The sequence below is a fragment of the Microcoleus sp. FACHB-68 genome, from assembly GCF_014695715.1.
Taxonomy (GTDB): domain Bacteria; phylum Cyanobacteriota; class Cyanobacteriia; order Cyanobacteriales; family Oscillatoriaceae; genus FACHB-68.
This window is the reverse complement of the sequence record NZ_JACJOT010000002.1, coordinates 160,756-178,490: the sequence shown is the minus strand read 5'-3', so window position 1 is coordinate 178,490 and position 17,735 is coordinate 160,756. Positions and strand designations below refer to the sequence as shown.

Here is a 17,735-nt window from a genome sequence, read left to right as displayed (position 1 = left end):
TCTCCAGCATGATAAAAGAGGGATTGCTAGTATTACGATCAACCTGATGGCATCCTCCAAGCAAATCGAGCTTGTCGGCAACTTGAGCGCTAGTCGCCGCGCATAACATCAACTTCCTTAAACCGCACCGACGACGTTTGCGATAAAGGATTGGCAAGCTTTGTCAGGAGACGGCGTTATTCCTAAACTTGATAATCAGCATGGGATTTGCCGTAAAATTTAGGATATTTTTTTTTCAGAAACATCAAAGCCGGCACAATCTAAATTTGTCCCACTCTCTCAGTCCTAGCAGTACAATTCAGTATCATCAAATTCTTGAGGCGAGCGAACCATGAAAGATGCAAAATTTCTTTACAACCCCAACCTTATTCCTTACCTTGTCGGCGGAATCGTCCTCGTCTTGGCGGCAATCTTATTCAAACCTTTTGTCATTGTGAATTCGGGGCAACGGGGTGTTGTGATGCAGTTTGGCAAAGTTCTGCCCAATGTTTTGGATGAAGGTATTCACCCGATTGTGCCGATTGTGAACACGGTTAAAGCAATCAGCGTTAAGGTGCAAAAAAGCGATGTCGAGTCAGAAGCAGCTTCTAAAGACTTGCAAGACGTAAAAACACTGGTTGCCGTCAACTGGCATATTGACCCCAAGCGGGTGAATGAAGTTTACCAACGCATCGGTGATGAAACCGACCTTTTGAATCGGATTATTGCGCCCGCCGTGTCTGAAGTGGTCAAAGCAGCAACGGCAAAAAAAACCGCAGAAGAAATTATTACCCAGCGCACAGAACTCAAACAAGAAATTGACACTGCACTCAAAGAACGTCTCGCCGCTTACGGAATTTTAGTTGATGATGTGTCTTTGGTGGATATATCTTTTTCTCCGGAATTTGCCAAAGCAATTGAATCCAAACAAATTGCCGAGCAAGACGCCAAACGCGCAGATTTTACTGCTTTAAGAGCTGAAAAAGAAGCCCAAGCAGAAATTAACCGTGCTAGAGGACAAGCTGAGGCGCAGCGCTTGCAGCGGCAAACGATATCCGCTGAGTTGCTTCAACAGCAAGCGATTGAGAAATGGAATGGCCAGTTTCCAATGGTGATGGGTGGCAGCAACACTCTGCCTTTTATCAATCTTAATCCGTCAAACTTGTCATCTGGTTCCGCGCCGGTGGCTCCCGCTCAGTAAGTTTTATTATGATGAGATAAAGGTTATTAGCTATTAGCTTGATGTTGTTTTTTCAGTATTCTTTTGTTGGTTAAAAATGAAAGATAAATCAATAGAAAAGCTAATAGCTAATCGCTATAAAGAGGGTCATAAAAAATTATAATAAAATAGCGTAGCCATTACTGATATTTGTAAATAATTTGCTATTAAATATAGTAAATTTATGCAAATTTTTGCATTAAGATGTTAATATTATCTGCGTGCATTGGGGGTTAAAAAATCAAATTTTGCAATAACTATCTTATGGATGTACTGCCGGCTTTAAAAACTAGCAGGATAGATGAGGAGATATAATTTTAAATTAGTACATCTTTAATAAAAGATAATAAAAATAGTTAGGGGATGTGCCGGCAAATCTAGTACAAACTGCAAAAGACTTCGTTTTGTTCAAAATAGCCGGCCATGATGCGATCAGCTAAATTACCGCTATTTTGCCGAAAACCCGCTGAAAAGTTAACGCAGAGTTTAAGAACTTGTTAAATCTTCCGGAAAAGCCAGATTTCTGTGGCTAACTATAAATCATAAGATACCTCCTAACTGCGTTCTTTGCCCCATTTGCGCCCTCCGTGCCAGATGGGGTTTTATGTTTGAGGGGTTGGGGGTGCAAGCCGGCACTGAACCTGGTAGGCTGGGTCAATTGGTTAATCGTTGACCTATGCACAGCAATCGACTTCCTCCAGGCGAGATGGGTTTGCCTGGAATCGGTCAAACTCTGCAATTTCTTTTTGACCGGGATTATCTTCAGAAACGCTACGCCCAGTATGGGCCAATTTTTAAAACTCGCTTCCTGGGCAAACCGGCTGTATTTATGATCGGCCCAGAAGCGAATGAATTTCTCTTAGCCAGTCATGCCGAGCATTTTTCCTGGCGAGAAGGCTGGCCTGAGACGTTTAAAATTTTGTTGGGGGAGTCGCTGTTTGTTCAAGATGGCGAAGAACACCGGCGCAACCGGCGACTGATGATGCCGGCATTACATGGCCCAGCGCTGACTAGCTATCTGACTACGATGGAATCGATTACGCAGCGCTATCTCCAGCAATGGGAACAGCAAAAAGAGTTCCGCTGGTTTGAAGAATTTAAACAGCTAACTTTTGACATTGCCAGTGAGTTGCTGCTGGGTGCAAGTGCCGGCCCTGAAGTCGCTAGACTCAGCCAGCTATTTTCTACCCTGACAATGGGTTTATTTTCCCTGTTTCCGGTGCGCTTGCCGGTGACACAGTTTGGTAAATCGGTTGCCGCGCGAAACCAACTGCTGCAACACATCACCACAGTTGTGCGGCAACGGCAGCAAAACCCAACAAACGATGTACTTAGCTTGTTATTACAAGCTAGGGATGAGGAAGGCAACAGTCTTAGCCTGAAAGAATTGACTGCCCAAGCGATGCTGATGCTGTTTGCCGGCCATGAAACCACCACGTCGATGCTTACTTGGTTGTGTCTGGAGTTAGGCCGGCATCCAGAAATATTAGAACGCGCCAGAAACGAACAGCAAACGCTAGCAGAAAAAGGGCCGGTGAATTTAGAACAATTAGGGCAAATGCCCTATTTAGAGCAAATTCTGCTAGAGGTGGAACGCTTGCATCCGCCGGTTGGGGGTGGGTTTCGCGGCGTGGTGAAACCCTTTGAGTTTAATGGTTATTATGTGCCGGCTGGATGGCTGGCACTGTACTCGATCAAAATGACTCACAACCTGCCAGAGATTTACCCCGAACCCACCCGATTTGATCCAGATCGCTTCAGTCCCAGCCGGCAAGAACATAAAAAACAACCCTTTAGTTTAGTCGGATTTGGTGGTGGGCCAAGAGTTTGTATCGGCATTGCCTTCGCCAAGATGGAGATGAAAATCGTTGCCGCGCAATTATTACGACAGTATCAATGGGAATTGTTACCCGATCAAAGTTTAGAAACCGTTGAGGTTCCCACACGGCGTCCGAAAGATGGCTTGCGGGTGCGATTTCAACGGCTATAATTCGCAGGAAATGCAGGTTTGCTTAAAACAAGTGTAATTAGATGTAACAAGTCTCAATGTCAAGATATTAAAGACCGGCTTATAAAGTTGAATAATATTAATAGTTGATTCCAGCGGGATGCTACAACAGAAAAGAGCGCTGCGGAGGAGAGATGAATCAACTAATTTTAGAGTGGTTAGAAGCCGGTCAGCCCAGATCCCAAACAATCCAAGACCAACAGCCTAGCAAACATCCGGGAACCGTCCGTATCGGTCGCGACCCCAGCCGGTGTGATATCGTATTGACGCATCCAACCGTATCAGGGCTGCACGTCGAAATCTTTTTTAACCGGCAGCAAAATAACTTTTCATTGCGGAACCTTCGCGATACAAATCCACCCGCTGTTGATGGACACCGGCTAACTGTGGGAGAACTGCCTCTCCACCCAGACAGCAGAATTCTCTTAGGCGAAGTGGAACTCAACGTTGTTACCGTATCTGTGACAACTTCCGGCGTTGCGCCGACAGTTATCGCCTCTCCACCGGCAGCAATTCCAGCATTTCACTCACCCGCAAAGCCGGTTAAACCTGCAATTTCTCCCACTGTCCCCCCAAACGCTAGTTACGGTTTAGAGTGTCCCTGTTGCCACCGCATTTCCCCCTACGAACGGCTAGACTTGGGCTGTCCTTGGTGTGGCACTTCCCTGGCAGCAGCGGTTAGTGTTGTTATGCCTAACTGATACTTAGCGGGCATGGGGCATTGGGGATTGGGCATGGGGCATTGGGCATGGGGCATTGAATGAGGGGGAGATGGGGAGAAATTTTCAATGCCTTCCTAGGTTGTAATAACGACCACAATCTACCTAAGAAAGGAAAAATCCACTACAAACTCACCCATACCTTTAGGTTGGCGCAGCCTTACCCCTACCTTTAGGTTGGCGAAGCCTTGCCCATACCTTTAGGTTGGCGAAGCCTTGCCCCATGCCCCATGCCCAATGCCCCATGCCCCATGCCCCATGCCCCATGCCCAATGCCCAATCCCCAATGCCCAATCCCCAAAAATCTATTATCTAAAATCTTAAAATGGTATCACCTGTACAAATACGATTGAGATGGGACGATCCAGCGACTGGGGAACGGCGAGAACCTGTGCTGGGTTTGCCCATTGCCCTAGGACGAGAATTTTCTCAAATGCCTGCAGAAATTGCCGGCAATCGCGTTTCCCGCTTGGTACTCAATAGCGATCAAGTTTCTCGCTTCCATGCCTTGATTGATATGGAGTCGGGCGGCTTGGTTGTTGTTGATCAAGGCAGCCGCAACGGAACGTTTGTCAATGGGACGCTTCAGCAGCGCTGCGCCTTGGCGAATGGCGATACACTGCAAGTTGGCCCTTACCAGATTAATGTCTCGTTTGCCGGTTCTGCCCCTGCCCCAACACAGACAAGTAATTCGCCAATTTTATTTAATCCTCATACGGATCTGCCCGATCCCACCCAGCCGCCACAGCCGCCGGTGATTGCTGCCGGCTTTCCACCTCAAGCTTTTATAGATTCTAAAATCGTGCCGGTGCAAGATTTGCACGCAACAGGGTTGCCGGTGGATGAAATTGATTATGCGGCGATTGGTGCCGGCTTAGGTAGTTTTATCTGGGTTGATTTATTGCGGATTTTTGGGGTTAAACCTGGGCAAATTGCTGCTTTAGGGATGGAGAAAGAACCTTACGCCCGTTATCGCCGGCTTTGCCTCAATTCCCAAATTCCTTTACACGAACGGTTGCGTTCCAATTCAGATTCCTGTCCCGATAATATATGGGGTTGGCCGAGTTATGCCCTGCGGGAGGCTTGGGGCGACTTTTTTAAAGGACAAATTGGGGCATCTTTTAAATATTTGTGGCAAGTCTTTGCAGAACCAACCTTTGCTGAAACTTACACGCCTCGCGCCGGCAATGTATTTAATTCCATTGATCGAGAAGCCACGCGCATTGGTTGGGATGGCATCTTTCGCTACGGGCGCATTCGGGCAATTCGCAAAACCGATGATGGACGCTATGCCATCGCTTATTCGCGGGGAGATGCCAGCCGGCGAGATCGGGCGTTTCTCCTAACAAGATATGTGCAAATCGCCACCGGCTATCCGGCGATTCAATTTCTCCCCGATTTGCAAGATTACCGCGAAAAAACCGGCGATTTTAAATCAGTCGTAAACGCCTATGAAGATCATAAACACGTTTATGAATATTTAGAGCAAAATGGTGGCACCGTATTAATTCGCGGACGGGGAATTGTAGCCTCTCGAATTGTGCAGCGAATTTATGAAGCGCGGCAGCGGAATCCGAATATTTCCCTGTTACATTTGATGCGATCTCCTAAGCCTCAAGGTAACAAATTTGGCAGTGCTCAGCGCCAAGTTAAAAACCACTATGAATTTCAACCTTTTAACTGGCCAAAAGCCGGTTGGGGTGGCGAAATGCGGGCAGTGCTAGAAAAGGCAACTCCGGAACAGCGCAAGCGTTTACTGGCAGACTGGGGTGGCAGTACAACGGCAGATCGCGGAGATTGGAAACGCATTGTTCAAGAAGGATTAAATCAGGGTTGGTATCAGATTGCATTTGGTGAAGTTGAACGCGTTGAGGGCGAACAAAATGGCATTATTACTTATATTCAGGAGAAGGGATTTAAGGGGCAAGTAAAACTAGAGGCTAACTTTATTATTGACGCCACCGGCCTTGATGCTCATGTTACCGCAAATCCTTTACTAAATGATTTGGTTAACTGTTACAATCTTCCGCTAAATCATTTGGGACGCCTGAGTGTTGCCAATGATTTTGAATTAGTAGAAATGCGGGCAGATCGAGGCCGGATGTACGCTGCCGGTGCGATTACATTGGGCGGCCCTTATGCGCCGGTTGATAGCTTTTTAGGCTTACAATATGCCGCACTTCGCACGGTTGATAGTTTAGCCGCAGCGCGTGCAATAGGAATCAGCCGGCTCAATTTACTCACTTCTTTAGGGCAGTGGTTAAAATGGGTTGCCAATCAATCTCCCTAATCAAAAACTTCTATCCCAAACTTAAATCAAGATGACTCCAACTTTACTAGGCCGGTGGCAAAGCCGGTTATTACTCTTCGCTACCGTTGGCGTGTTGCTAACCCTTCCCTTTTTTCTTGGCATGATTGGCAATAAACCAGGTGCAATTTATTTTTGGATACTGGGATATTTGGCAATTTTCGGCCTTGGTTGGGATTTCCTTTATAACTACCTGCAAAAATTTCGCTGGGATTATGATTGGCCAGGAGTTTTTCAACTGCTTGCCGGCATCTGGGAAGGAATTTTTGTATCGATTTTAGCGATAGTAATTGGTTTGCCTGGGGTGCCAAAGGGTCAATTTGAACTGCCTTTATTTGTGCTTCATTACAGCATAGTGTGGTTGGGAATTTATATCGCTTCTCAATCCTTAATGCGTATTTTGTTTGTGCGCTGGCGTTTTAAAGGTGGTGAGTGGTTGTAAGGATTTTAATCAGGCCGGCAGCAAAAAAAAGCATTTTTTATTAATAATATTCTTTAGTAATAAATATTTTTTAATAAAAAATGCCAAATAAACAACTACCACAAAATCCCTGAAACCGAACTATTAAACGCATCAAACTATCAACCTCATCTGTGTCCATCTGTGTGCATCTGTGGTAAAAAAATCCCCCATTAATCTCAACCACCAACAAATAACCCATCTGCGTTTATCTGCGTGCATCTGCGGTTAAAAAAATAAACCCCTGCAATAACTGCAATGAACCCTATACAAATAATAGTCTCCTCAGCAACCTCAGCAAATGCAACTATTTTGCCCCTAACCGATCCAGTTTACATATTTTGTATTCTGCTATTAACAATTTATATTGCCCCCTCGCTTGCGAAGCTATTACGCTTGCCGGCATTGGTTGTGCTAATTATTTTAGGAACAATTCTTGGCAGCAACGTTTTAGGTATTTTATCACGAGATGCTCAGCTAATTTTCCTAGAAAAAATAGGCTTGCTTTACATTATGCTGTTAGCCGGCATCCAAATGAATTTGAGTAATTTCAGACAATTGGGTGTCCGGGCACTTGTGTTTGGCTTACTAACCTTTGGAGTTCCGTTTATTGTGGGGTTCGGTTCCGGTCAATTATTAACCGGCACCTTCGTTTCCAGCCTGCTTTTAGGAATTCTTTATTCGCCGCATACGCTAGTTTCATACCCCATTATGACTCGCTTAGGAATTGTTCAACAAGAAGCCGTAGGTGTGGCGGTAGGTGGCACAATTGTTACTTCGATTTTAACATTAACCGGCTTTTCAGTTGTGCAGGCAATTGCCGGCGGCAGTGTGGGAATAATTTTATGGGTAAAGCTTTTAGTTCTGCTGCCGGTGTTGATCATGCTATGCTTTTGGGGCATTCCAAAGTTAGGGCGTTTAGTCTTAAAAGAAAAAGAAGAATCTCTGCAAACTCAGTTTATTTTTGTTCTAACTTGTTTGTTTGTGGTTGCCTCTGGCACTGTATTATTAGGAGTTGATTCGATTGTCGGGGCATTTATCGCCGGCCTTTCTTTAAATCGCCTGATTCCCCTCACCAGTCCGTTAATGAATCGAATTGAATTTGTGGGAAATAGTTTATTTATTCCGGCTTTTTTAATTTCAGTCGGCGTTTTATCGAATCCCAGTGTTCTCTTCACTCACCCTGAAAATTTAGGCATCGCAATCGTAGTAATTTTTGGGGCTGCCGGCGCTAAATTTATGGCTGCATGGATTACCGGCCAGGTTTTTAAATACTCTTTTGCAGAAATCATGGTCATGTTTAGCCTGACGATGTCCCGCGCTGCTTTAGTTTTAGTAATTGCTTTATTTGGCAAAAATTCAGGATTGCTTAACGATGGAATTTTTAATGCCATCATTCTTTATATTGTCGTAACTTGTCTGCTTGGGCCGTTAATCGCAGATACTTTTGGAAAAAAGATTGCAATGATTAAAAATTAACTGAAAATCTAATCCATCCCACCGAAAGCAGCAAATCCAATTCCCAAAACAAGCAAAACAATCACCACTAAAAGGAGTAATAACATAATTCCCCAGAAAATGAAGCCGCCAACCGCCCATGCTCTTTGATGGGCTTTAAAAGCAGCAATACTGTGCCACCGGCGACTTTTCCACGCCCATTCATTGCCTTTCAATCCTAAAATAATTGCCATTGTTGGCAAGGCTAAACCGAAGGTAATAATTGATATATCTAGCCAAGCTAATGCCCCAATCCAAACTTGATTAGTAATAAACCAGAAACCCGGCAGCAAAAAAGCCCCCCAATTCCAACCAAGAATTTCCTGTGGCACTTCCATAGAACTGTCAAATAGCCCACCTTGCCCAGAATTATTAGACGCAATCGGCTTAGAATTAGGCGGATGAGTGGGTAGGCGATTTGGGGCAACAGACTGGGTGACTTGAGTTGCCGGCAGATTAAAAGAAGAATCCAATAATTGCTGGATTTCTTCTGCATATTGAAACCGATCAACTGGCTGAGAGGATAACATTCGTTTCAAAATACCCTTCAGTTGAGGGCTGATTGTTTTCAGGTGCTTCTCCCAAATCCAATTCATTGTATGGGAATCGATCAAGTCTTGCGGCTGTTTGCCGGTCATTAATACAATTGCTGTCACAGCTAAAGCATACAAATCGCTGTGAGGCGCAACAATACCGGCTTGCATTTGCTCATCTGGTGCGTAACCAATTTTACCCAAACGAGTCGCACTCGCAGAAGTTTGTGAGCCGGCAACCTCATTGGCAATTTGCTTAACACCGCCTAAATCAATTAACACCGGCATCCCATCTCGTTCGCGGCGAATAATATTATCTGGGGCAATATCGCGGTGAATAATTCCCTGCCGGTGTAGATAACTTAACACCGGCAGCAATTGCTGTAATAATTCAACAATTTCTGTTTCGCTAAAACATTGACCTCGCTGTTGCCGGTTATCCAACAGCGATTGATACGTTTCTCCTTCAATAAAATCTTGCACTAAAAACAGCCGTTTTCCCTCACGAAAGAATTCCCAAAATCGAGGAATTTGAGGATGCTGAAGTTTGTGCAGCATTGCTGCTTCCCGCTGAAACAGTTCCTCTGCTTTCTGAACGGCAGAAGTTCCTTGCAAAGAAGGCGTAAGTTCCTTAAGCACAACGGGTTCATTAAAGCGTCCCGTATCTTCGGCTAAATAAGTTTTACCAAATCCCCCTTGACCGATAGGATTTTTGATTAAGTATCTGTCCCGCAACCGCATTCCCGGTATTAAATCTCCAGCGCTTGCTGTGCCGGCATTCTGTCCCTGCAAAGATTCCCCGCAGTTTTCGCAAAAACGTGACGTAGCCGGATTTTGATGCCCGTTGCTGCAAGTAATCACACTCATAAAACTCCTTAACCTGTGCTGATCACCCCACGTATCTAAGTCAATTCTAGCGAGTGTTTGAAGAACACAAGATACTTTAGTGTTTCAGGTGAAGATCGCGCATTTTCTTTAGGCAGGTTGCTATTGTCGTTTGGCAGGGCCATCTCTGACCTCAACCAACTCCTCAACTGTTGCCCCCAAAATTCGCGCTAATGAGACTAATTGACTGTTAATAACTTCTTCGCCGGCATAAATTTCTTGCAGTTCTTGAGGGGATAAACGATAAGAATCGCAGAAACGGGCAAATTCCTGATCGCCAACATTCAGTTCGGCTTGTCGATCTCGCAGCATCACCGCAATTGCCCTACTTCCATATTTGGGGCGATCAGCCATGAGTAAGTATTTCTGGATCAGCTCATCAAGTTTTCTTTTGTCCCCGCCAGACTGCTTTAGCAACTCAGCACAAGCGAGTTCTAAGGCTTTGCGTAGCTTTTCTTCATCATTCATTACTTGAACAATTTTTGCCACATATTCCCGCCGGCCAAATCCGACTAATGCCCCCTCATAGAAAATCGGAAAATAAGCAACTTTTGCTCCAAACTTCCAAGGTAAATCGTTATTATTTTGTGTCATAGCTGCACCCTCTTCAGTGGTTCAATTTCTCAATTTTAATGACAACCAACTCCCATCAATTTAAGTTGTAACAATTTTTGGAGTATTTTTTTAGGTTACACTTTGGAAGTTGGTTTAGATCGCTCTGTATTTAAGCAAAAACTGCTACGATTAACGCTGCTTATGCTAATTTTCAGAAAAAATAGCTTTCCGAGACTTTCAAGCTTTTTGATTTTGTTCCACTTCATTTAAAGGAAGGAACAAGATTGTTAGCATTCCGGGAATTGTTAGAATGCAGACAATAATGAAAAAGTTATAATAGCCAACTCCTTGCTGAATCGGGCCACTGATAAATTCAGCCACCATTTTCCCCAAAGCCATGAAGCCGGTTGAGATGGCATAATGAGAAGTTTTATATTTGCCCTTTGAGGTGTACATTAAATAAATCATGAAAGCGGTGAAGCCTAATCCATATCCGAACTGTTCTATGGAGATAAGCGGATATATCCACTGGACTGGAAGCTGACGGGAAGCGATGTAAACATAAAACACATCGGGGACATTTAAGGCTAAAGCGAGAGGCCAAATGGTCTTTTTTAAGCCATATCTTGAAACAATCAATCCTCCTAAAACGCCTCCGATGATGAGCGAAGTTACTCCAAATGTGCCATAGATTATCCCCACCTCTTTCGTCGCGGCTGCTGTATCTAAACCACTTTGTTGGAGATAATCTAACAAAAATAGCTTTCCAATTTTACCCAGCATGACTTCCGCAAAGCGGTACAATAAAATAAACGCCAATGTCGCCCAAATTTTAGGCTGGCGGAAGTACGAGGCGATTACTTCTAAAAAAGGGGCTGTCTCTTGGCTTTCTCTGTTTCTAGCGTTGGATAAATCACTATCAGGAAACGGTAAAATTAGCTGGTGGTAAATAAAACTAGCTGCAAAGATTAAAGCGGAAACACCTAAAGTTATGCTCCAGCTTAAAGGAATATTACCTAGAGTTCCTCCAAGCTGACCGGCAAAGGCGACTAAAAATCCAGTGCCAAAAATCAAAGCGACTCGAAACGCAACGTTGCGAATGCCGGCAAACAGCGCTTGCTGTTCTGGACTTAATGCCAACATATAATATCCATCTGCTGCAATGTCATAAGTCGCAGAGATAAATGCAGCGAGACTAAAGGCTAGCAGCGACAGAAAAAAGAAATTGGGTAGAGTGAAGGAGAAGGCTGCCAAAATTAAGCAGCCAATCATGGCTAACTGGGTGTAAAGTACCCACTTTCTTTTGGTTGAGTAAATATCAACAAAAGGTGCCCATAAGGGTTTAAGTACCCAAGGAAAATTCAGTAAACTTGTGAAAGCGGTAATTTGAGCGTTGGGAATTCCCAGACTTTTATAAATGATATCCAAAACGCCAGTGATGATAACGTTAGGGAGACCTTGAATAAAATAAAGGCTAGGAATGAAAGTCCAAGGATTGCGATAATTAACTTTTTTTGATTCCATTAGATTGAGCTGGGTGGAAGCTGAATGAATTTGATTTAAACATTTGTGAGGAGAAGGAACAGCAGAGATGAGGTAAAATTTTCACCCCATGACTCTGATCAGTTCCCATGTCTCACTTATTTTTATCCGGGTTTAATGGCGACTTTAATGACTTGCCGATCACGCATTTCATGGAACACTCGCTCTAAATCTTTCAAAGGCCGGTGTTCGCTAATCAGTAATTCAAATGGAATCGTGCGACTCGCTAAAAGTGATAAGGCTTCCCGAACATAAGCCGGTGTGTTGTGAAAAACTCCTTTGAGGGTGAGTTCGCTGTAATGTAATTGTTCTGTATTCACCGTGATGGTGGTGTCACGCGGACAACCGCCAAATAAGTTTACAGTGGCACCGGCACGAGCACACGCAATTGCTGTTTCCCACGCTGCCGCCACTCCAGTGGCTTCGATCACGACATCCGCACCCCATCCTTCCGTCATTTGTCGCACGAGTTCGGGAATATTTGTCGCCTGACTCTTTACCACATCTTCCTGTTGATGCCCATTCGGTAATTGATGATAATTAAACGCCTCAGATGCGCCTAATTTTTTACCAATCTCCAGCCGGCTGTCGTTGCCACCGAATAATATTACCTGTGCATCCCGATTGGCTAATACTGCCACAAACATTAAACCAATTGCGCCATCTCCGAGCACGACAACGCGATCACCGGCTTTGACGTTGGATCTCGCCACACCATGAAGTACACAGGCTAACGGTTCTGTCATCGATGCCAAAGCGTCTGGTAAAGCTTCAGGCACCGGCAGCATATTATGCTCCACAATTGGCGCAGGAATCTTTAGGTACTCGGCAAAGGTGCCGTTATTCCAGGTCAAATTCGGGCAAAGTGAATATTCTTGCCGGCTGCAAAAAAAACACTTATAGCAGGGTGCGGAGTTGTTTGCAACCACCCGATCTCCCACGCGCCAGCCGGTGACACCTTCTCCGAGGGCCACAATTGTGCCGGCTGCTTCATGGCCAAATAATGTAGGTGGTTTCAGCATTTTCGCATGGCCACCACGCCGCCAAACTTTCAAGTCTGTGCCGCAAGTCGTTGCGGCTGCCACCTGAACAACCACCTCACCGGCAGCCGGTGAAGGATCGGCGACGGATTCTAAACGTAAGTCTTCTTGTCCGTAGAGTAACGCTGCTAGCAAGATAAACTGCCCCTAACCGTCGATTTCCCCGATTGTATCAGGGCGACTGTTGCGATTTGAGGGGCAAGCGTTAAAACTCAAGTGGGAATTGGAAGTCGGGTGACAAAAATGCTGAATTCCCACATCCGTAGCTTGCTTGGTGCAAAGCGGTAGGATGAGGCGTAGCAATTTTAGATTGTGTGGCTGATGAAAATTTTGATGGGTTAATTTTTAAGTCAAAATTTCTAATTCAAGCCTTCTAGATGAAAAATAATTTTTCTTTTTTCTATCTAACCTTAAGCCGAAATTAACTAAACTTTTATCATTTATTTTTCGAGAAAGCTTCTAATCAAAAAGCCCGTTTTCAAAAAAAACGAGCTTCCCTGCCTATTTTTGCTTTAATCTTTTAGTTTTTAATTTGAGAGCGAGCGTGTAACTTATGCTTGTACGGATGCTGAGAGGCGTGACGGTTGACTGAGGCTGTCACTCAGAGGCTGGCAACTCGCAATCAAAAGGGGCATTTCTTGCCGGCAGGTCATGCAAAACCAATACATACCTCCATGCCTTATGTGACGCAGCATTTGGTAACTACCGCAACAAGGACAGGTCATGCTTCGCATACTCATCTGCTTTACCCCTAAAAAAGTTTGTTAACCCAACCGATATAAATGGTAAGTGGTCACGCCTAACCTCTGAATCCCCCTCTGGGAATATCTCAAGTTAGAAAACTTGGATATTTCTATTTAACAAACTGGAGAATTCGTCTAGGCAGACACACGGGGATCAAGGATATGACCATTGATATTACATATTCGACCTTCTAAAACTTGTTGATAAGCGGCCTCATATTCATCAACCATTGTGCTTACGCTGAAGTTACTTAATACCCGATCTCGGCAGGTTTGTCTGTTCATTTCTAAAGCAGCGGGGATCAAAGTTGCCATCTCTTCATAGCTTTGGCAAACGAAGCCGGTTGTACCGGGGGCAATTACTTCTGGAACCGAACCTAGCCCCATGCCAAGCACAGGAGTACCAACAGCCATTGACTCAATCATTACCAGGCCAAAAGGTTCACGCCAGCTAATGGGAAATAAAGTAGCGGCAGCATTGGCTAAGAGTTCAACTTTTTCGGAATGGTTGACTTCACCCAAATATTCGATTTGTTTGCCATCAATGAGAGGAGCGAGTTCACGTTCATAAAACTGCCGGTCAACTGCATCTAGCTTGCCGGCCATCTTTAAACGCCAGCGGGTGGCGCGGGCAATGGCAATGGCGTGTTGGGGGCCTTTTTCTGGAGAAAGACGCCCCAAAAAAGCCAGGTAGGGAGGGTTTTGAGGTTGAGGGTTGAAGGGGTAATCTTGAGGGTTGATGCCGTTGTAAACCGTGCGAATGTAGTTCATTCCCGGTTCTCGCTGGGCGTCGCTAATGCTGATATAAGGTTGCTGCCGGTGATGGCTAAATAATTTACGGTTGTCGGGTGTTAAAACGCCATGAAGCGTGTGGACAGTCGGCGTTTTAACCAAATTACAAAAGGGCAGGGCAGCACATCCCATGTGGGAGTGGATAATGTCAAACTCTGCTGCCTGTTCGTAGACGCGGCTCAGTTGCAGCATTTCATAAATTCCGGATTCTCGCACATTCGGGTCTGAACGCAAGGCGCGGGGGTGAACAGATTCTAACCGCGCTAAGGTTTCAGAATCACCAGAGGCAAATAAGGTTACTTCATGGCCCCGACGAACCAGTTCATCGGTTATGTGGCCCACAACCAATTCAATGCCGCCGTAAGCAGGAGGCGGAACTCGTTCCCACAACGGTGAAACTTGAGCGATTTTCATAGGTTTGTCCCGTCCTTGTTCAAAGACTTTAAACTATATCTCTATGTAGAGATATACAGACATAGGCGCGACTGCCAGATGGAAGTTAAGGCGTTTAGATGGAGCAAAGCAGATGAGCTAAGCCTTTTACAGTTGCAACGACAGTTGCTCGGCTCATGTCTGACAAAACCTTAACAGGAGTGCCGGTGGAAGTGCGAGTCGGGTTAACCGTCACAAAATGTAAAGGAAAGTTAAGACGGGTGACAACGCAAGTGGTGATTACCGTACCAAAGAGCAGGAGATATCCCAATAGGCAATCCCGTGGAGGCAATTGGATGCTACTCCACTGAGTTCATTTGCTCAGATTGAGAGGGGGAGGGGGAGAAAAATTTAAGATGTTGATTGATTTGCCGGCAGCCCAACTTAGATGGGCTTTACCTTACCCACTTGTCTGGTTAAACGCCCACTCTTTGAAAAGCCGGCCTGAGTTTTATTCCCTAAATTTGAGCGCTGCTGTGTCTTCGGCTACCCGCTTGCCTTCATCAAGCAGATAATCAAAAAATGCGCGTGCAACAACCGAGAGCTGTTTGCCCTTGGGATAGATGACATACCACTGCTGGCGGATAGGAAAGTTTTCTACATCCAAAATTGTCAGCATACTTGTGCCCCCTTCTAGGGCTAAAACATGGCGAGATAAAACGGATATTCCTAAGCCGCCGGCAATCGCTTGCTTAATTGCCTCATTGCTGCCCAGTTCTAGCCGGATCTTGAGCTTAATGCCGTGTTCCTCAAACATTCTCTGCACCGCTCCCCGCGTTCCCGATCCAGGCTCACGAATGATAAAGGGTTCGCCGGTGAGGCGCTCTATGGGGATGTTTTTTTGTCCCGCCAGTGGATGATCGTGCGGTGCCAACACCTCCAGGGGATTTTCCAGAAAAGGGTGGCAGCTAACGTCAAAGCTGGTTGGGGGTTGGCTCATAATTTGCAGTTCGTCCAGGTTGTCATTCAGGCGGTCTAATAAGCCTTCGTGGTTGGTCACCTGGAGGGAGATATCAATTCCGGGATAGCGCCGACAAAATGGGCCGAGTAAACGCGGCACAAAGTATTTAGCGGTCGTGACAACGCCTAGCCGCAGTTGGCCCTGTTTGAGACCCTTCATATCTGCGACTGTCATCTCAAATTGAGAGAGCCGCTCGAATACCTCTCGGCAGGTGGCCAGCAGTTCGCGACCGGCATCTGTGAGATAAAGCCGCTTCCCCACCTGTTCAAACAGTGGCAAACCGACTGCCTTTGTCAGCTGCTTCACTTGCATTGAGACTGTGGGTTGAGTGAGAAACAATTCTTCGGCTGCGCGGGTAAAGCTACCGTGCCGTGCAGCCGCTTCAAAAACCTTCAATTGATGAAGCGTTGCCTGCTTCAAGGGACTTACTCCTGAACCTAATCATAGAATATTATCTATGATCTTAATTACAAACAATTACTTTTGTTTATGAATTTAGCAAGTTATTATCAAATTAATCTCACGAGCGTAAGTCCTCTTCCAATGGGTGTTGCACTGGTGTGTGAGGGTTTAGGAGCAGAGTTTTCTTTAGACTCCTATCCTGAAGTTGGTTTTCTGTAGGAACCAACCAGGGATGATCCTCGCGGCCTTACCAAGTCAGCCGGTGCTACACTTTTTCATCTCATCACTAAAATCGGCCAGTCTTATGGGTCTGCCTGTTGTTCTTTCTGTTTGGGTAACTCCTTCAACTCAGGAAGTTCCACAAGTTCCTTCTCAGCCTCTTTAGGAGCCGGCAACTTTTCTAAATCTGGTAACTGTACGAGTTCTTTTTCCGCCTGCTTCTCTTTCTCCTTAACATTTATTGGCATTAACAGAGGTTTGTGTTGCTCGATCCAGCAACTCGCCACCGGCAGCGTTTTCTCCAAATCCTCCAAAGGCCGGGGAATCACCATTAACGAGTTAAAGTCCCCTATCCGCTCAGCCTCATACATACCGGCCTCAACTGCCACGGCGACATCCGCCACGGAACCCCGGATAATCACCGTACACAGGCCATCCCCAATCGTTTCATAAGCAGCCAGTTGTACATCGGCTGACTTGAGCATGGCATCAGCCGCGCCCACCATTGCCGGAAACCCCCGCGTTTCCAAAAGACCGATGGCTTGATTGCTCAAGCGACTGTAACTGTTGCCTTGAACCATCTCATTCCAACGAGTGCCGATCGGTAAGATCGCATCTAAGTTAGGCAAGGGTCGGGCGAGTACCACCTTTGATATTAACTGGCCAAACTGTTCAGCCGTGTCTGCCCCTGCTTCCACAGCGATTCTGACATCGGCAATTTTGCCCCGCACGATGGCTGTGCAATAACCGCTGCCAATTTTTTCGTACCCCACTAAAGTCACGCCGGCAGACTTCACCATCATGTCGGCAGTCCCAACGATGGCTGGAAAACTCCGCGTCGAGACTAAGCCTAGGGCACTTTCCCGAAGCGGGTCTAATTCCCTCGTTTGTTCGAGGGGAGCCGGCAGTTGTTTTCTTAATTCCCTCATGTTGTAGATTTCGATAAAATTTATATGGGCCTATCAAAATCTTTTCTAAAAGCCAATCTATTTTGACTTTTTTGGGGCAACATCACACCCTCACTGGGGAATAGTTTTTGGCAACCGATTCCCTCGAAATGAATTCTGGCAAGTCTCAAGCAAAACTTCAAGTTGCCGTTTTGTAGAGAGAGCGGCCACGAGTGGTGGGTCACACGCATTTATTTTAGGAGGATTTCCGGGTGTTGGCAAGCAACAATCTTTTGCCCGATAAGCCTTTGGCCGGCACCTTCGGAAGTACCGGGCTTTAATAAAATCAAAGTTTTGATAGGTTATTATTTAGTTTGGCTGATTAGTTCAACCATAATCTATAAAACCGGACTGAGCAACTGCTTTATCAGGTGTTGAGAAGTCGGGGCGCTGCTATGCCAACCAAAGGGGACGCGCTGACGCCCGTACAGAAGAGAGAATGGGTTCAACTTCAACTGAAATTTTTCCGTTCCTCTTGATCCTTCTCACCCGTC

General features: G+C 45.6%; 15 protein-coding genes. 6 read left to right on the top strand and 9 right to left on the bottom strand.

The genetic code is table 11. The annotated features are described in order from the left end of the window. Nucleotides 1-331: 331 nt before the first annotated feature. The 3 genes from H6F73_RS02355 to H6F73_RS02345 all read left to right on the top strand — a co-directional run bounded on the left by H6F73_RS02355 (nucleotide 332) and on the right by H6F73_RS02345 (nucleotide 3,907). Nucleotides 332-1,180, top strand: coding sequence for a prohibitin family protein (locus H6F73_RS02355; RefSeq protein WP_190757217.1), 849 nt, complete (start codon nucleotides 332-334; stop codon nucleotides 1,178-1,180). 694 nt (nucleotides 1,181-1,874) lie between these two features. After that, complete coding sequence (locus H6F73_RS02350; RefSeq protein ID WP_190757216.1) at nucleotides 1,875-3,188, top strand: cytochrome P450; 1,314 nt, start codon at nucleotides 1,875-1,877, stop codon at nucleotides 3,186-3,188. A 152-nt stretch (nucleotides 3,189-3,340) separates the two neighbouring features. Then, the gene (locus H6F73_RS02345; protein WP_190757215.1) at nucleotides 3,341-3,907 is read left to right on the top strand and encodes an FHA domain-containing protein; all 567 of its coding nucleotides are present in this window, start codon (nucleotides 3,341-3,343) and stop codon (nucleotides 3,905-3,907) included. A 162-nt stretch (nucleotides 3,908-4,069) separates the two neighbouring features. Here the strand turns inward: H6F73_RS02345 and H6F73_RS02340 are convergent, their stop codons facing one another. Beyond that, a complete protein-coding gene (locus H6F73_RS02340) occupies nucleotides 4,070-4,219 on the bottom strand; it encodes a hypothetical protein (RefSeq protein ID WP_190757214.1) in 150 nt (49 codons plus the stop codon). 31 nt (nucleotides 4,220-4,250) lie between these two features. On the opposite strand from H6F73_RS02340, the gene H6F73_RS02335 reads away from it, so the two are divergent. The 3 genes from H6F73_RS02335 (at nucleotide 4,251) to H6F73_RS02325 (ending at nucleotide 8,172) form a co-directional block, all read left to right on the top strand. After that, nucleotides 4,251-6,215, top strand: a complete 1,965-nt coding sequence (locus H6F73_RS02335) for an FHA domain-containing protein (protein WP_190757213.1) — start codon at nucleotides 4,251-4,253, stop codon at nucleotides 6,213-6,215. A gap of 31 nt (nucleotides 6,216-6,246) precedes the next feature. Further along, entirely contained in the window at nucleotides 6,247-6,675 is a 429-nt protein-coding gene (locus H6F73_RS02330; protein ID WP_190757212.1) for a hypothetical protein, read from the top strand. A 276-nt stretch (nucleotides 6,676-6,951) separates the two neighbouring features. After that, complete coding sequence (locus H6F73_RS02325) at nucleotides 6,952-8,172, top strand: cation:proton antiporter (protein ID WP_190757211.1); 1,221 nt, start codon at nucleotides 6,952-6,954, stop codon at nucleotides 8,170-8,172. Between the two features lie 8 nt (nucleotides 8,173-8,180). Here the strand turns inward: H6F73_RS02325 and H6F73_RS02320 are convergent, their stop codons facing one another. The 8 genes from H6F73_RS02320 to H6F73_RS02285 form a co-directional block, all read right to left on the bottom strand. After that, the gene (locus H6F73_RS02320) at nucleotides 8,181-9,590 is read right to left on the bottom strand and encodes a protein kinase (RefSeq protein WP_190757210.1); all 1,410 of its coding nucleotides are present in this window, start codon (nucleotides 9,588-9,590) and stop codon (nucleotides 8,181-8,183) included. Between the two features lie 120 nt (nucleotides 9,591-9,710). After that, nucleotides 9,711-10,202 (bottom strand): hypothetical protein, encoded by a 492-nt coding sequence (locus H6F73_RS02315; RefSeq protein WP_190757209.1) that lies wholly within the window; start codon nucleotides 10,200-10,202, stop codon nucleotides 9,711-9,713. A 198-nt stretch (nucleotides 10,203-10,400) separates the two neighbouring features. Then, nucleotides 10,401-11,687, bottom strand: a complete 1,287-nt coding sequence (locus H6F73_RS02310; protein ID WP_190757208.1) for an MFS transporter — start codon at nucleotides 11,685-11,687, stop codon at nucleotides 10,401-10,403. A 122-nt stretch (nucleotides 11,688-11,809) separates the two neighbouring features. After that, nucleotides 11,810-12,880 carry an alcohol dehydrogenase catalytic domain-containing protein gene (locus H6F73_RS02305; RefSeq protein ID WP_190757207.1) on the bottom strand — a complete coding sequence of 357 codons (1,071 nt, stop codon included), beginning with the start codon at nucleotides 12,878-12,880 and terminating at the stop codon, nucleotides 11,810-11,812. Nucleotides 12,881-13,623: 743 nt separating this feature from the next. Then, entirely contained in the window at nucleotides 13,624-14,694 is a 1,071-nt protein-coding gene (locus H6F73_RS02300) for a glycosyltransferase family 4 protein (protein WP_190757206.1), read from the bottom strand. Between the two features lie 94 nt (nucleotides 14,695-14,788). After that, a complete protein-coding gene (locus H6F73_RS02295) occupies nucleotides 14,789-15,004 on the bottom strand; it encodes a hypothetical protein (protein ID WP_190757205.1) in 216 nt (71 codons plus the stop codon). Between the two features lie 159 nt (nucleotides 15,005-15,163). After that, the gene (locus H6F73_RS02290; protein ID WP_190757204.1) at nucleotides 15,164-16,093 is read right to left on the bottom strand and encodes a LysR family transcriptional regulator; all 930 of its coding nucleotides are present in this window, start codon (nucleotides 16,091-16,093) and stop codon (nucleotides 15,164-15,166) included. A gap of 284 nt (nucleotides 16,094-16,377) precedes the next feature. Then, nucleotides 16,378-17,223: a BMC domain-containing protein gene (locus tag H6F73_RS02285; RefSeq protein WP_190757203.1), complete on the bottom strand. Its 846-nt coding sequence runs from the start codon at nucleotides 17,221-17,223 to the stop codon at nucleotides 16,378-16,380. Nucleotides 17,224-17,735: the final 512 nt, after the last annotated feature.

Coding starts and splice junctions, on each gene's coding strand:
- H6F73_RS02355 (WP_190757217.1), top strand. CDS start 332: ATGAAAGATGCAAAATTTCTTTACAACCCCAACCTTATTCCTTACCTT.
- H6F73_RS02350 (WP_190757216.1), top strand. CDS start 1,875: ATGCACAGCAATCGACTTCCTCCAGGCGAGATGGGTTTGCCTGGAATC.
- H6F73_RS02345 (WP_190757215.1), top strand. CDS start 3,341: ATGAATCAACTAATTTTAGAGTGGTTAGAAGCCGGTCAGCCCAGATCC.
- H6F73_RS02335 (WP_190757213.1), top strand. CDS start 4,251: ATGGTATCACCTGTACAAATACGATTGAGATGGGACGATCCAGCGACT.
- H6F73_RS02330 (WP_190757212.1), top strand. CDS start 6,247: ATGACTCCAACTTTACTAGGCCGGTGGCAAAGCCGGTTATTACTCTTC.
- H6F73_RS02325 (WP_190757211.1), top strand. CDS start 6,952: ATGAACCCTATACAAATAATAGTCTCCTCAGCAACCTCAGCAAATGCA.
- H6F73_RS02320 (WP_190757210.1), bottom strand. CDS start 9,590: ATGAGTGTGATTACTTGCAGCAACGGGCATCAAAATCCGGCTACGTCA.
- H6F73_RS02315 (WP_190757209.1), bottom strand. CDS start 10,202: ATGACACAAAATAATAACGATTTACCTTGGAAGTTTGGAGCAAAAGTT.
- H6F73_RS02310 (WP_190757208.1), bottom strand. CDS start 11,687: ATGGAATCAAAAAAAGTTAATTATCGCAATCCTTGGACTTTCATTCCT.
- H6F73_RS02300 (WP_190757206.1), bottom strand. CDS start 14,694: ATGAAAATCGCTCAAGTTTCACCGTTGTGGGAACGAGTTCCGCCTCCT.
- H6F73_RS02285 (WP_190757203.1), bottom strand. CDS start 17,223: ATGAGGGAATTAAGAAAACAACTGCCGGCTCCCCTCGAACAAACGAGG.